The organism is Methylibium sp., from assembly GCF_013817365.1.
Taxonomy (GTDB): domain Bacteria; phylum Pseudomonadota; class Gammaproteobacteria; order Burkholderiales; family Burkholderiaceae_C; genus Methylibium.
In genome coordinates this window covers 1-14221 of sequence record NZ_JACDCU010000055.1, presented here as the reverse complement: position 1 = coordinate 14221, position 14221 = coordinate 1, and the positions used below count along the sequence as shown (strand labels likewise).

The 14221-nt window shown below is 64.0% G+C and carries 15 protein-coding genes and 1 pseudogene; 7 read left to right on the top strand and 9 right to left on the bottom strand.

Annotated features, from left to right (window positions below; all coding sequences use genetic code 11):
• Both mobF and H0W38_RS05715 read right to left on the bottom strand, forming a co-directional pair.
• The coding region (gene mobF, locus H0W38_RS05720) for a MobF family relaxase (RefSeq protein WP_292452028.1) at nucleotides 1–3146 on the bottom strand (3146 nt) is incomplete at its 3' end.
• Nucleotides 3147–3191: 45 nt separating this feature from the next.
• Nucleotides 3192–3752 carry a hypothetical protein gene (locus H0W38_RS05715; protein WP_292452026.1) on the bottom strand — a complete coding sequence of 187 codons (561 nt, stop codon included), beginning with the start codon at nucleotides 3750–3752 and terminating at the stop codon, nucleotides 3192–3194.
• 418 nt (nucleotides 3753–4170) lie between these two features.
• Here H0W38_RS05715 and H0W38_RS05710 point away from each other — a divergent pair, with 418 nt between their 5' ends.
• From H0W38_RS05710 to H0W38_RS05695, 4 genes are all read left to right on the top strand, one after another.
• Complete coding sequence (locus tag H0W38_RS05710; protein ID WP_292452024.1) at nucleotides 4171–5073, top strand: hypothetical protein; 903 nt, start codon at nucleotides 4171–4173, stop codon at nucleotides 5071–5073.
• The gene (locus tag H0W38_RS05705; RefSeq protein WP_292452022.1) at nucleotides 5070–5807 is read left to right on the top strand and encodes a hypothetical protein; all 738 of its coding nucleotides are present in this window, start codon (nucleotides 5070–5072) and stop codon (nucleotides 5805–5807) included. Before H0W38_RS05710 ends, H0W38_RS05705 begins: the two co-directional genes overlap by 4 nt.
• Before the next feature lie 79 nt (nucleotides 5808–5886).
• On the top strand, nucleotides 5887–6639 hold the full coding sequence (locus H0W38_RS05700) for a hypothetical protein (RefSeq protein WP_292452020.1): 753 nt from the start codon (nucleotides 5887–5889) through the stop codon (nucleotides 6637–6639).
• Between the two features lie 104 nt (nucleotides 6640–6743).
• Entirely contained in the window at nucleotides 6744–7814 is a 1071-nt protein-coding gene (locus H0W38_RS05695) for a hypothetical protein (RefSeq protein WP_292452018.1), read from the top strand.
• A gap of 16 nt (nucleotides 7815–7830) precedes the next feature.
• Here the strand turns inward: H0W38_RS05695 and H0W38_RS05690 are convergent, their stop codons facing one another.
• Nucleotides 7831–8217 carry a hypothetical protein gene (locus H0W38_RS05690; RefSeq protein WP_292452017.1) on the bottom strand — a complete coding sequence of 129 codons (387 nt, stop codon included), beginning with the start codon at nucleotides 8215–8217 and terminating at the stop codon, nucleotides 7831–7833.
• Between the two features lie 728 nt (nucleotides 8218–8945).
• Here H0W38_RS05690 and H0W38_RS05685 point away from each other — a divergent pair.
• A complete protein-coding gene (locus H0W38_RS05685) occupies nucleotides 8946–9284 on the top strand; it encodes a DUF4224 domain-containing protein (RefSeq protein WP_292452015.1) in 339 nt (112 codons plus the stop codon).
• Nucleotides 9274–10341, top strand: a complete 1068-nt coding sequence (gene xerC / locus H0W38_RS05680) for a tyrosine-type recombinase/integrase (RefSeq protein ID WP_292452013.1) — start codon at nucleotides 9274–9276, stop codon at nucleotides 10339–10341. Before H0W38_RS05685 ends, xerC begins: the two co-directional genes overlap by 11 nt.
• Nucleotides 10342–10346: 5 nt before the next feature.
• Here xerC and H0W38_RS05675 read toward each other — a convergent pair.
• From H0W38_RS05675 to H0W38_RS05650, 6 genes and pseudogenes are all read right to left on the bottom strand, one after another.
• A pseudogene (locus H0W38_RS05675) lies at nucleotides 10347–10718 on the bottom strand (transposase); the annotation flags it as partial.
• Between the two features lie 188 nt (nucleotides 10719–10906).
• Complete coding sequence (locus H0W38_RS05670) at nucleotides 10907–11257, bottom strand: hypothetical protein (RefSeq protein ID WP_292452012.1); 351 nt, start codon at nucleotides 11255–11257, stop codon at nucleotides 10907–10909.
• Nucleotides 11258–11271: 14 nt separating this feature from the next.
• Nucleotides 11272–12258, bottom strand: a complete 987-nt coding sequence (gene floA / locus H0W38_RS05665; RefSeq protein ID WP_292452010.1) for a flotillin-like protein FloA — start codon at nucleotides 12256–12258, stop codon at nucleotides 11272–11274.
• A 94-nt stretch (nucleotides 12259–12352) separates the two neighbouring features.
• Nucleotides 12353–12790 carry a TerB family tellurite resistance protein gene (locus tag H0W38_RS05660; RefSeq protein ID WP_292452008.1) on the bottom strand — a complete coding sequence of 146 codons (438 nt, stop codon included), beginning with the start codon at nucleotides 12788–12790 and terminating at the stop codon, nucleotides 12353–12355.
• Between the two features lie 31 nt (nucleotides 12791–12821).
• Entirely contained in the window at nucleotides 12822–13100 is a 279-nt protein-coding gene (locus tag H0W38_RS05655; RefSeq protein WP_292452006.1) for a zf-TFIIB domain-containing protein, read from the bottom strand.
• A 72-nt stretch (nucleotides 13101–13172) separates the two neighbouring features.
• Nucleotides 13173–13511: an HPF/RaiA family ribosome-associated protein gene (locus H0W38_RS05650; RefSeq protein WP_292452004.1), complete on the bottom strand. Its 339-nt coding sequence runs from the start codon at nucleotides 13509–13511 to the stop codon at nucleotides 13173–13175.
• Nucleotides 13512–13732: 221 nt separating this feature from the next.
• On the opposite strand from H0W38_RS05650, the gene H0W38_RS05645 reads away from it, so the two are divergent.
• Nucleotides 13733–14098, top strand: a complete 366-nt coding sequence (locus tag H0W38_RS05645; RefSeq protein ID WP_292452002.1) for a DUF3616 domain-containing protein — start codon at nucleotides 13733–13735, stop codon at nucleotides 14096–14098.
• Nucleotides 14099–14221 lie beyond the last annotated feature (123 nt).

Below are 14221 nucleotides of genomic sequence, written 5' to 3'. Positions count from 1 at the left end.
AGCTCTGCCTGGGCTGGGAATGCGACGAATCGGGCCCGGCCGTCCACGCCAAACAGTTGTGACCTGTCTGCCGGCCAGGCGGCGTTGACGGCGGGACGACGGAAGCGCCGAGCGATGTCTTCGGCGGTCGGCAACGCGGGCTCCTTGTGTTGATACCTCTGCACCCGCACCGCCAGCGCCTCGAGCCGCTTCTTCGTACCGATGTCGGCGACGAGCGTGAACCCGTCTCGGAACCGAGTGGCGCCGACCAGGAACGCATTGCGCGACGTACTGCCCGCCAGGTAGAAGCCCCGGTTCATCGTGCCGCCTTGCAGCGCGTGAACCGTCGCCGCATAGCCCGCACGCAACGCGACCAACCCCTTGCCGAGCTCGAGCTCGCGGGTACCACGCTTGACACCGTCCCAGTCGATGACCTCCACCGTTGCGCTGCCCAGGACGTCGATGGCGGTGATGACGCCACGGTCGCCGTTGCGGATGTCCGCATCCGACCACTTCGCGGTGAAGCGCACGAAGTCCCCGACTCCGAGTCTGCAGGTCTCGGCCTCGCCGAGCGACGCGCGCAGCCCGTCCCGACTCGGGATGAATGTCTTCTCACGCCCGTCGGCGGTGAGCACGCGCAGCCGGTCCCGCTCGACGAGGAGCACTGTCAGAACCTCGTCTTTGGCGAACCCCTCTCCCTTTGAATTGATGCGAATGCAGTCGCCCACCTCGTAACTGGTCGATGTGAGGTGTTGCGCCACCTCCAAGTGACGCGACTCGAAGGTCCGCACTTCGAAGACGCCGGCGATGTTCAGCTTGGCGCGGATGGCCGCGGTAAGGCCGCCCAGGTCGGCATTCGTGTCGACGATGATCGGGGTGCAGAACCGCTCCTTCGGGGCGAGTTCCGCATATCGGCGCGCCACGAAGTCGTAGCGCGCAGCCGCGCTGCTGTTGCTCCACACTCGGCCTGCGGGACCGCCGTCCTCGAGAATCAACATCGCACGCGTGGACCCCGGCCCCGAAAGCTCGAGCCGGTCGCCCTGGACGCTGGTGACTTTGAGGAGGCCACCGCACGGCCACGAGGCCACTTGCAGCCAGCTCGCTGCATTGATGTCCAGCGCGGTCCGCACCGCTCCATCGCGACCGACCACGTCTACCACCGTCACGCGTCCTCCGTTCCGCAGTTCGTGCCGAAGGGCCACCCGGTCGCCTGCCGCGACGCTCGGCTGCATCAGCTTTTGAAGGGCACGGACTTGGTCGTCGCGCGACAGCACGTGCAAAGCCTTGTTCTGCACCGTCCGTGCGCGGTTCATTTCGGTCAGCTCGACCAGGGTTCCGAGCTTCTTCGCACAGGACGCGATGCGCGCAAACGGTGCGCCCGCGCCGACCGACTGCAATTGCTTGCGGTCGCCCACCAGTTGCACGCGAGCGCCACGCTTTTCTGCCGCCACCAGGAGTTCGCGCATGTCGGCGGCATCGACCATTCCGGCCTCATCGATGATCAGGACCGTTTTGCCGTCGACCTGCTCCCAGAACGCGTCGCTGCGAATGGCGAACTGAACGGTCTCGGACTGCACACCGGCCGCGGTCAGCGCGTCGCGCGCTTGGTCGGAAGGCGCAAGCCCCAGGCACTGCCATCCGGCTTCATGGGCGACCCGGTTCACCGCGCTCATCCCAGTGGTCTTGCCGGTGCCGGGGTCTCCCTCGCAGACCACGATGCGGTCCGGCGACAGCAAGTCCGACTGAATCATCGCGACCTGCCCGTCACTCAGCCTCGCTCTAGCATCGCCCGTCTTTGCGCGAATGTCGCGCTCCAGTTCCTCGATGACGCGGCGCAGCGTCGCCGCGTCATCGATGGCCTGACCTTTGCCGACGCTGCGTTTGTAGAGGTCCACCGCCGAGCGTTCGCGTTCGATGGCGAACTGGCTGGTCAGCTTTGCACCGCCCTGCGCCGCCAGCCCGGTGCCGTCGCCTCGCTGCACGAGATAGCCGCGCTCGAACAGGTGGTCGATTTCGGCGGTCAACTCGGCGATGTCGCCGGCCCAGCCACGGTAGCGCGCTGCGGCGAAGCTCAGCGCGTAGCGGCTCCTGACCACGTCGGAGCGCTCGTGAAGCTCCTCGAGCGCCAGCGCGACGGCGTCGCGCGCGCTGTGCGCGGGCGGGACTGGATACGACGCACGCTCAGGCGCGACATCGAAGGCGTCGTAGTCGAAGCCCGCGGACGCAAACTTCTGTCGTGTGATGTTCTCGAGGTGCTGCTCGTCGAACTTCACCTTGGCCAGCTTGGTCTTCGAATTGGCCCAGGCCTTCTGGTCGTGCGTCGCCCGCTCGAAGTCCACTCCTTGCAGCTCCAGGAACGCCGCGATCTCCTGGGTGCCGGTCGAGCACGCCTCGCGCAGCTTCTTCGGCACGCGCCTGAGCTCCGGGCCATGAGCCGTCATCTCGATCTCGTAGCCGGCCTCGCAAGCGAGCCGGGTCAGTTCGGTCTTGAGCACCGCATCGATCTCGTACTGCGCCTGCATGAAGATGCTCATGTCCAGCGTTCGAATCCTGCCATCGCGGCACATCGCGTGGCGCATCACGGCGATGTGGCGGTGGCAGTGGGAGTCGCCGCGCCGGTTGTGCGCATGGTCGAAGTCGGCGTACTGCACACCGACGGGCGCCTCCCAGCGGGTCACGCCGTCCCGGGTGACCCGGACCCGAGCCAATGACTCCATATGCTCGACTGCCCGGGTGATGGCCTGGTCGACGATGCCCTTGAGCAAGGCGCGTTCCAGTGCCGTTCTCGCCATGCCGATGGCGATCGACCACGACTTGCCGGCGGATATCACGAACTCACCGAAGTCATAAGGTGTCTTCTTTGACGTCCGGGTCTTGCGGCTGGCCTTGTAGTTGACGTCAGTGAGCGTGCTCCCATCGAGCTGGTACCGGCCAACGACCGCTGCCAGAAAGCGCACCCGGTCGTAGTCGCCAGCCAGACCCATCACCGCCGCGCCTTTGCCACCGAAGACCGGCGCACGTCCGGTCGTGCCCGACTCCAGATAGACCTGCGCCTTGGGCACGGGCTTCGCCCGAGCGGCATGTTCGTTGGCGGCCTCCTCCGCGTCATGTCCCTGTGCGTGATAGCGCCTGGCGTACTCGGCGCGCTGCTCCTGGAACTCGACCATGCTCGATGCCGTTCGCTTGATTCAGATCGCGGTGGCCACTGGTCGTCAATAGGGCCGCGGCCTGCGGATGTCCAGATCCAATGGACCGGCGGCTCCTCGACCTTCGGCCGCGCTGTCGCAGGCCGACGCCGGGGGCGCAGGCCGCGAGGTCAACGCGACTGCTGGGACCGTTGAACGATGCCCTCCCCCAGCCAAGCCTTGCTCCTCCTCGCCCTCCCGGCCGTACAAACCCACGGCAATGAGAAGGCGCAACTCCGAGCGCATCGCATCCAGGTGTTGCATTGACTTCTCCCCCAATAGGACGACGTCATCCGAGAGGTTGCTGACAGTGCTCACGAGCCCCGCGACTTCGGCGGTGAGCTCACGCTGCGTCAGCTCGATACATTGGACTCGGACCAGACCAGGCTCGGCTTGTTGGTGGCGCCGAATGCACCCCTTGATTGCCTCGGTGCGGTCGCGCGCCTGATCGGAGGAGACCAGTTGGTCGACATAGGAAACGAGCTCGGGCGGCAGCCTCAGAGTCACCGACACGCTCGCCGCAGGGAGCGGCGCGAGCCGCTCCTTGATCATGCCGCCGACGTGGGCGACTGCAGTTGTCTTACGCACCGGACCCCTCTGTAGCTCGTGCTGTTGAGACCGTTTCGCAAGGTCTTGCGTCTTACGGTCAGGTAGCATAGAATACTACCTAGGGAATGTTGTATCAAATGCAGATTTACCCGTCTACCCCGCGCACAGCGCGCACTCGATCGCAGATTGCCTTTCTTGTTGGACGAAGGCGCATGCCGAAGTGCCCCGCCGTAGCGCAGCTACAGAGGGGCGTAACGCTGGCTGGAGAGCAGGTTGACAACGGCGTTCCTGATAGCAAACGTGCCGCATCGCTATCGGCACTCTGATGTTGTGGCGATGAAATGGTGACGATGCGGCGATGTGATGGCTGTGTCGTGGTTGTGATGCGGCGATGTGGTGGGCTTGTGGCGGAACGCTTCAAACAGTGCGACTTCTGGAATGAGCAAAGGAACATGAGATGCTGAAAATTACTCCGGAAAGCGCCGAGGCCGCGATTTGCCGTGGGGAGCGGACAACCAGGGCCTGGGATTTCGAGTACAGGCTGCACCGTGCGCTGGGAATCGACGAGTGTTTGGAGACGGACTCGGATGAAAGCCTTGGCGGTGTTCTAAGCAGCCTGGCCGACGCGTTGATGAGACTTGCTTCGACCTCAGACCCATACACCTGGAATGACGAGTTTCCGCCCCTAAGGCGGGCGCTGCGTCGGCGTGCGGCCCAGCGTCGACTGGCGAAGACGCGAGTTCGGCGCATGCAGGTCAGAATTGAGGAGCTAACAGGCGACTTGGCAACCGGCGCCGCCGATTCGGGCGCTCGCAGTGCCCGGCGCCTTTGCGACGTCGCAGGGTGGCGCCGTATGAAGGAAGATGACATTGGGCAACGCAGTTCGTTAAGCGACCCGCGGATTCAAGCCCAACTCAAGGCTCTGGTCGATGCAGGCTTGACGCTGTCTGACATCCGGAATGCCCTGGGACTCGTGGTATCGCGCCAGGCGATTCACAAGCGCCTCACGGCGCTAGGGCTCCAACTGCATCGCAAGCGCATCGGCGCGCACGCCTCCGCACCTGGAGGCAAGGTTCTAGGCCAGGGCGCGGTAAGCGCCGAGGCCGCCGAGTACCGCCTTCCAGCACGAAATCGTTCTCAACCCTTTCTGTCCACGTTCAGGACGGAGCTCGACGACCTATTGGTCGGAGCTCAACACAGCTACGCAGAAATCTGGGACGAGTTGAAGCGCCGTCATCCGTTTGTTCCGCAACTCTCGGCACTCGAGTCGGCGCGCGAGAAGAGCTTGCGAATCTCCGTGTGGGTGCTGCGAGAGCGTCGCAAGCGCAAGGAAAGACTGGAAAGGAAATCCCAACCATGACGACGACCCGACCCAAGGCGCATCGCCTTGACCAGGTGGCCGACGCCGACAACAAAGTTGCGGACTGGGTCTCAAGAAAACTGACGCTCAAGGAAATCGTTGCCGAGGTTGCGAGTCTGGGCATCACGGTCTCGGACATGACAGTGCTGCGCAGGATTCAGCGACTGGGCCTGAGTCTGGCGAATGCGCCGGTTGCCCAAACTACCGGCTCTGGTCCCTGGTTGTCGGCATACAGGGACACCATCGTCGCGCTGTGGGAGGACGGCCTCACTTACGCCCAAATCTGGGACGAATTGGCGAGGCGACAACCGCTCGTGGCCCAGTTCGGACGTCCGATGAGCCGCAACGCGAAGAGCGCGACCATGTCGGCATGGGTTCACGCGGAGAAGAAGCGTGCGGCTCGTCCGCGGCGCGGCCGCCTGCTCGATGCATTGACACCTGCGGTGGCGAGTCGTCAGAACCGCGGCACTCACGGGACTCGCCAGGCCGCCACATTACCGACCATGGAGCCGACGAGTCTGCACGTCTTGGCCTCTACTCATTCACCGGCTGCCCAGGAATCTGGTGCGCTCCGAGGTTGTCACACTCACGAAACGCCGACCATCCGTGTCGCCGAGCGGCGCGCGCAAGTGTCGGCCCAGGTGCTGGCCGAACGCGACGCGGACGCTGCGGCAACAAGCGCGCAGCAGAAAGCGGTGGCCGATGCTGTGGTCAAGAGGCTGCTCGCCCAGTAGCTGTGTCGACATCCACTTGACAAGTCAAGTCGAGCACTTACAATACCTCGCTAGTGTACGCACAACCTGGAGAACTTCAATGAGCATCGATGAACTTCGCAAGACTGTCGCCATCATTGCCGCCGGCAAGGGTGGTGTGGGCAAAACGACCCACGCCGTCAAAGTGGCGGAGTGGTACCGGCGCAGGGGGCTCCGGCCCGTGTGCTTCAACGCCGATGCGTTCAATACCGGCCTGGCGCTGGACAGCTACCCCGCCCTCGAGGCGAAACGCCTGGAGCTGGTTCGCAACGGCGAAATCGTCAAGGACGGCTTCCACGAGATGCTGGAGTCGTTCGCCACAGACTCCGGGCCCTGGGTCATCGATATCGGCTCGAACACCTACCGCCAAGTGGTGAGCTATGCCGCGGAAATGGGCCTACCCGATGTGCTCGACAGCCTCGGCCTGCACGTACTGCTCCATGCCGTCGTCGCCGGTGGGAACATGACCGCAGACTGCGTCGAATCCGTTGACTACCTTGCCAATGCCCTGCCCTGGCCCTTTGTGCTTGTGCTCAACGAGTACGACGGCGAAGCCAGCGTCGGTGCCATTCAGTACCTCAAATGCGCGCAATTCATCCGACTGGCCGCCGAGGAGCGCATCGCCGGCATCGTACGCACCGGCACGCTGACCGAACTCCAACGGGCAACGCTCGAGCGCACCAAAGACCTGCGCCTGACCGACGAAGAGATCAGGATGTCGGACCTTCGTTTGTCGGACCGAATCGTTCTCGAGTCCTGGAGCCGGCCGTTCTTTTCGGGACTCGATTCGATGCTCACGGCGGCGCGCGCATGACGACCCCGGTCCGGAGGGCCAGGCCCTTCACGGCCGGGCCTTCTTGACTCCTTCGACCCGTCGAGTTTCTTGACCTTCTCATCTTCCGCAACCACCTCATCGACATGAGCACTCCGAAACGCGACGATCGCTCTGCTTCCCGCGGGCTCTTCGACGGGATTGCCAGTCCGCGCCGCGCCACGTCCGCGCCAGGTCGACCATTTGCGGGTGCGGACACACCCAACGCTTTATCGAAGCCCGACAACCTGTGGAATCATGCGGCCCCCGCCTCGAAGCCGAAGGGGACCTTGACCGCGACCCTAGCGCCCGCTGCGGTTCGGCCTGCGACCAAAGCGATGCCGCCACCATCGCAGACGGCGGCGGAGCCAGGTGACGCTTTGGCCTCAAGGGACCCATTCGTCATCGACAGCGATCACAGCGCCGCGGATGCCGCGCTGAAAGTGCGACTCGCCAATGACCGCATCGACGTCGACATGGCGCTGAGCAAAGGCGAGTCGCCGCTTCGAAGTCCTGCAACCGAGTCCGCGCGCCTGTCGGTGGTGCGGGACTTGCGCAAGCACATCGGTCCTGACGATACCTTCTATTTCGCAGTTGCCTTTGTCGAGCGAGCGGCGCAGCAAATCGTGTCCGAATTGCGCGAGCAGATGCGCCGAGAAGCTGACGGCGCGATGCAGTCCATCAGGCATGAGTCTGGGCGCGCGGTCGCGGCGCTTCATGCGGCCGAGCAATCCTTCAACGCCTGCGCTGCCGAAGTCAGCGGACGCCTGCGCGCAACGTCGCGGGTCGTGCGGGAGGAGCTTGAGCGGGACCGGACGGCCGCTGCGCTCGCCCTCAGAACCCAGTTCCTTGCCGAGCTGCGCGCCACGGGCGGCGAGCTCGATCAACTCAGCGGGGAGATCAAGAAACTGGTACCCCGGGTCGTTCGCGACGAGCTGACCAACGGCTGCCGCACCGAGTTCGGCCTGCTCAGAAGGAACGTGAAAGAAGCCGCACACATGCTCGGCGAGACCACCATGCTGGCACGGGCCCGGACGGCCATGGGGCGGATGCGCAAGCTTGGCGAAGCCGTGCTGATGCTACCCGACAACCCCATGGTCGCCATCGTCGCCGCCGTCGTCGTTGCTGCGGTGGGTGTGGGTGTGGTGGCTTACCTGGGGATTCGTCTTGCCGCCTAGGACGCTGAACGGCGCCTCAAAGGCGAAGCGGCCGGCGCCGAAAGGTGGGCGCCGCAGTCTGCGCAGCGTCATGCGTGGCGCACATTTCGGCAATCCGGTTTTCCATCAGGGTGACCCGGCGTTGCACGCACTCCTGAACGACGGCTTGCAGTACGTCGTCAACAAGGACAGAAATCGATGGGCACGGTGTGCCTTTGGTCGCCTTGTTGGTTTGCAGCGCAGTCGCCGCCACGGCAACCTGTCCGATGTCGGTGCCCCAGTTATTCGGTTGGAAGCCGCAACGCAGTTCGGATGCGAATCGCTCAGTCGGGCCTGCTACTCCAGCCTCGGCATCCAGACGCGCGATGGCGCCGGCGCTTTTTATGCTGAGTTCAAGCAACTCGACAAGTCGCGCGTACGTCAAGGGCTCGGGGCGCTCCTGAGATACGCCGCTAGAAACAAGGGCCGCGGAACGGTGAGGGGTCCGGTTGGAATTTTTCGGCGTCGGGGTGCTCATGCCGGATAGCGGGAACTGGAATATCAAATGTTTTCGGCATCTTGGATTCGTTCTGAAGTACTCCGTCACTCTGATTCCGTTCAGACGGACTCGAAGAGGATGCAGCACCGGTATGGCGCCAAAGGCCGAGCCCGTTCCCACCTGGGTTGCCCACGAGTGCGGGGCGGATCGGAGTCAGCGTTTAAGTTCCCCGGAGTCGTGGCTTGCAACTCCAGGTAGCAATAATTTCAGTTCGTACACTATCTACATCTTGTAGGTGCGAGAATGAACTTTGGTCATGAACGCCATCCCACCCTCTGCCGCATCCGCCCCGCTGCTCAGCGCGGGGCGGCTAGCTATCACCCGCCATGCAGAGCCTGCGCTTTGACGGCGCGAGTCGATTGCAATGGGATTCTTCAAGAGCACGAAAATGCAACGAAGCATGTTGTCTACAAGCGGATTCACCGCGAAGCCGCTTGTGCGATGCGGGGCCAACCCTTTCTGAATCAACTTCGGCAGCGTCACATGCGTCCACTCAGAACGCCCGCTGACTTTGCTGCCCGAGGCTCGACGTCGGCTCGGACGTCCGGCTGGCTGTTTAGCAACCGGACTGCGGTTGAGATTCGACTCGTGGTCCGAAGCATGGAGCACTCGGAATGAGTGCGCAGGACCGGCATGCTTTCGGGTCGATTGATTCGGCAATGCAGCCATCGCCCGGGCGCCGGGAACCCTGGTCGGTCACGTTCCTGTCCGACACGGAGATTGCGGAGATCTGCGCTCCGCTTGTGATGCCTGCCGCCCAGCGCAGATATCTGACGAAGATGGGACTCCTCGTCAAGTCGAAGCCCAACGGGCGGCCTCTGGTGGCACGAGGTGAGTTTGAACGCGTCTTGATTGGCGGGCAGGCTGCCGTCGCCGCTCCAGCCTTGATTTCAAGCGAACCCAACCGCGCGGCGCTCCTCAAAGTTTTGACCGGAAGCCGGCGTGGGCCGTAAGCGCAAGGACGCGAGCCAGGGCTTGCCAGAGCGCGTCTATCTTCGCTCGGGCTCGTTCTACTTCGTCCATCGCGACACTGGCAAGTGGGAAAATATCGGGAAAGACTTGGTAGCTGCAAGAAAGCGCGCCGAGCACTACAACGACCCGACCGGCAGCTACGGAACGATGGCGTGGTTTATCGACCAGTTCATCATCGACTGCGAGCAACGCGTACGCGCGAAGGACCTGTCGAAGCGTACGCTCGACGATTACCGAGACGCGATGCGCTACCTGAAATCGTTCTTCGGCGCGATGCTTCCGACCGAGATTCGCCCGCATCATGTGACCGAGTACCTGGACATCGGACTCAAAGCCGGTCGCGCGGTGCGTGCCAATCGAGAGCGAGCGTGCCTATCCTCATGCTTGAGCTGGATGCTGCGCAGCAACCATGGGGCACTCGTCGTCAACCCATGCATGCGCGCGAGCGGCGTGGTGCGCAACAGCGAAACCGAGCGCGACCGGTACGTCACCCATGAGGAGTACCGTGCTGTCTACGAAGTTGGGAACCGCGCGGTGCGGCTCATGATGGAGCTTGTATACCGTACCCTGCAGCGGCCCGAGAGCGACATCCTCTTCTGGACACCATCGAACATCCACCAAAAGGCGGGCAGCCCAGTGCTGCGCTTTGTCCAAAACAAGACAAAGACTCGAATTGACATCTCGCTCGAAGGCCAGCTCGGGGCGCTGGTAACCACGGCGATCGGTGCGGTGCCGATGCTGCACCAGCCCATCTTGCACACGCTGAAGGGCGAGGCCTACACATACGACGGGATTTCGGCGATGCTCAGGCAGGCGCAGGACCGCGTCCGACGGACAAATCCGAAGCTGCGGGACATGGCGTCGTTCGGCTTCCGTGACCTCAAAGGGAAAGGCGCCACCGACCTCTGGCGTTCCGGCGTGCCGCTGGAACGAATCCAGGCTCTGTGCGGACATAAGACTAAGAACACCACGGAGAAGTACGTGAAGGCACGCTGGCAGGAAACGGCAACACCGAACTCGCTCGACCTCGGAACTTAGGTCACCGTCCGTACCCCTTGGATGAGCAAGGTTCGCAGGTACGCGTCGCCTCGCTTGCTCACGCCCAGCAGCGTGGCCTTACCGCCGCTCGAATGCTGTCGCGGCACGAGGCCCAACCACGCGGCGAGCTGCCGCCCGTTGTCGAAGTTCTTCGCATCGCCGACTTTCGCAGTCAGCGCACTCGCCGTAATCGGCCCGATGCCCGGCACCTGTTCGAGCCGGCGGCTGATCTCGCTATCTCGATGCCAAGCCTTGATCTGAACCTCGATCTCGTCAACCTGCCGATCGAGCAGCTTGAGGTGCTCGAGCAGTCGGTCGATCAGCAGCCGGAACGTTCCGGGCAACTCGTTCGTCGCGTCTTCGATCAGCTCCGGCACAAGCGGGGGTGCTTTACAACCGCGCGCGGGACGAAGGGTTCGTTTAATCCAGTGCAATTGAACAATCCTACGATCATCTGCAGATTCCGCAATCGAACAAAGCAGGCCTTTCGTGGTCCACGGTTCGGTTCTTGCGAACGAGTCCCAGTCCGCCTGGCGCTGCAACTCGGGGTGAGAGCGTCGCTTCTTCAGACGAACGGCGTCTGCGCACGGCACGGGCCGAGCACCGCCGCGAGCACGATCCCATCGCGCATTCTCGATAGACTGCCCACCGGCGAGCGCCTTGCCGGTTGCGCCACGGCGGGCGCCATGGGCGCTGTGGTTCTGGTCGGCGCGTTGCGCCGTGTCGCGAACGCCGGCGCCGGCACTGGCGAAGCCGACAGCACGGGTGCCAGCACGGCTGTCGGTGCCTCCTGCAGTTCGGGCTCGGCGTTGCCGGCCAGCCCGTCCTCCTGAAGCTTTTTAAGCCACGGCAGGATGACATTGAAGACAGCCGCCACAACAACGGCCACGATCACCAGTAGAGTTTCCAGGCTCATAACACGCCCCCGTTCTACGCTGCGCGCCGGGGTGCCGGCGGCGTATCGTCGGTGGCCGCAATGGCGTCGCGCATGGCGGTGTCGGCCTGCACGTTCTTCATGCGGTAGTAGTCCATCACGCCCAGGGTCCCCTGGCGGAAGGCCTCGGCCATGGCGCGCGGCACCTCGGCTTCAGCCTCGACGACGCGGGCGCGCATCTCTTGCTCCAGTGCCACGGCCATCGCCCGGCGCTCTTCGGCCTTGGCCTGGGCGATCTGCTTGTCGGCATTCGCCTGGTCGATCTGCAGCTTGGCGCCGATGTTCTCGCCGACGTCGACATCGGCGATGTCGATGGACAGGATTTCGTAGGCCGTGCCGGCGTCCAGCCCCTTGGACAGGATGTGCTTGGAGATGTGGTCCGGGTTCTCAAGCACGCTCTTGTGTGAAACCGCCGAGCCGATGGTGCTGACCATCCCCTCGCCGACGCGCGCGATGATCGTTTCCTCGCCCGCGCCGCCGACCAGGCGGTCGATGTTGGTGCGCACCGTGACGCGCGAGACGACGATGAGCTGAATGCCGTCTTTCGCCACGGCGGCGATCTTCGGCGTCTCGATCACCTTGGGCAGCACCGACATCTGCACCGCCTCGAGCACATCGCGCCCGGCAAGGTCGATGGCGGCGGCGCGCTTGAACGGCAGCGGAATGTTGGCCTTGTCGGCCGAGATCATCGCGTTGACGACCCGCACGACATTGCCGCCCGCCAGATAGTGGGCTTCCAGGTCGTTGATGGAGATGTCGATGCCCGCTTTGACCGAGCTGATCCGTGCCGTCACGATCACGCCGGGCGGAACGCGGCGCAGCCGCATGGCGATCAGTGTCATCAATCCTACGTACGCACCCGAGGCCCATGCCGCAATCCACAGCGGGATGGGCGCCAGGTAGAGGACGATGACGACGACCGCCAACAGCCCGACCAGTACGCCGAAGTTGCCGAACAAGCCCACGATTTCCGAGATACCCATGACTTTCTCCTTTGTTGAAATGCTCGATTCAGCTTGCGGCCGTCGCTTCACATCCGATGGCTGTCGACGCGGCTCGCCGCGATGGACTCCCCCGCTACGTTGCGGTCCTTGCCAGCAGGTCCCGGTCCGGCGACCGAAGCATCTCGTGGTGCAAGCCCCAGTGCTCGACGGCAGCGGACAACACGATCGATTCGCCGTCGGCAACCTGCTCGTCGGCCTCGGCGATTTCGATGCACAGGCGCAGCAGCCTTCGCCGCAGGGCTGGATCTTCAATGTCGCCCATCAACCCGGCCAGCGTGCGGTCATCCACCGGGCACGCGTCAGCCCATTGCAGTTGCTCGCTCGACAAGAGGTCTTCGCAGAGGTCGTTGAGCACGGCATGGAGCTCCTGCCGGTCAAGACCCAGTTGCTCGTGAACGGCGAGGCGATCGAGCAGGTCGAGCTCGGTCTTGCCGATGTCCCGGTCTGCTAGGACGGTCAGCGCGACGATGCGGGCCGCGGCCTGCGGACTGTTGCACGGATAGGTGCGCACGTTGTGTTCTCCGAGGATGAGGGGGTCGGAGTCAATCGAAGATGTCGCTCAACCACGACTTCTTGCGCTGCCCATGCGACCCTCGTCCGCCGCCATGGGCATGGCCATGGTCGGAGTCCGCAAAGTCAGGTCTCGACCGGGCCGGTGCGCTGCCGCCAGGCGCGGCCCCCACCGCGCCGGAGCGCTCGATGAGCTTGTCGAGCTCGCCACGATCCAGCCACACGCCACTGCGCTGCGGGCAGTCGTCGATCTCTGCGCCTTGGCGGTCGGTCATCACCAGCGAGGTCTCGGTACAGGTCGGGCATTTCATGGTCTGTTCATGAGGTCACTCATGATCCGTGTTGGTGTTGCGGGATGCAGGATGGATAAGGGTTGCGGTTCATCAGTCGAGCGCGATGGCGCGCTGACGCAATCGCCTGGAGTCACCACCCCGTCTTACCAGGCGAAGCACGAAACGCGCGGCGCGTGCAAGGGCCTCGTCCAGCGCGCTGCGCCAGTCACTCGCCACCGAGGTCACAACCACGGTGCCTGCGACGTCGGTCTTGAGCTCGACCTGGCATTGCTTGTCGATGCCGCCACGCGGGCCGTTGACGTCCGACATCGTCACAGTCGCTTGTGGCACCAGCCAGGCGAGACGCCGGAGCACGAAGCGCGTGCGGCGCTGGAGAAGATCGAGCAGTTCGGCTGCTTGCGGATCACGCGACTTGAAGAAGACTTGCATCAGGGCTCTCCATGGGATGAAGCACTGCCCAACCATAGGACCCCCAGCAGTGCTGATAAAGCAGGCTTCATCGAGTTCTGACTTCGGATAAACCTGAACCCGGCTTCAAGGTTCTGCTGCAGACTCAACGCTTTTCGGTGCCCTGCGCAAAGCTCGAGTGCCACCCCGGCGCGATGCGCGCGCCCCCGCTCCATCGAGCCTGATCCCAGGAGTCCGACGCCATGCCCAACACCCGAACAGCCAATGCCGTTCGCCTGGAGTTCGCCCCCGGATCGCTGGTGAAGACAAACCTCTCGGGCGCCGCCTTCTCAGGCGACTGGCTGTGGGTGGCCGGTGACGAGGCCTACGGCATCGACCGCTTGCGACGGCTGCCCCCGGCAGGCAACGAAGCCCTGCGTTTCGGCGAAGTGCATGACTTCCGGCTGGCCGAGCTGCTGGACTTGCCCGGTGGGGCCGACGAAGAGGCCGACCTCGAAGGCATGGCGGTGGCCAGCGGCTGGCTGTGGGTGGTGGGCTCGCACGGCTTGAAACGCAAGAATGCCCGTGCCGACGTCGAGCATGCCGGCAACGCCAAGCGGCTGGCGTAACGCTGGACCGCAACCGCCGGCTGCTGGCCTGCCTGCCTATCGAGCTCAATGGCGAAGGCCAGCCCTGCCTGGTCCGCAAAGCCCAGGACGGACGGCGCGCGCTGCGCCTCAAGGGTGATGCGC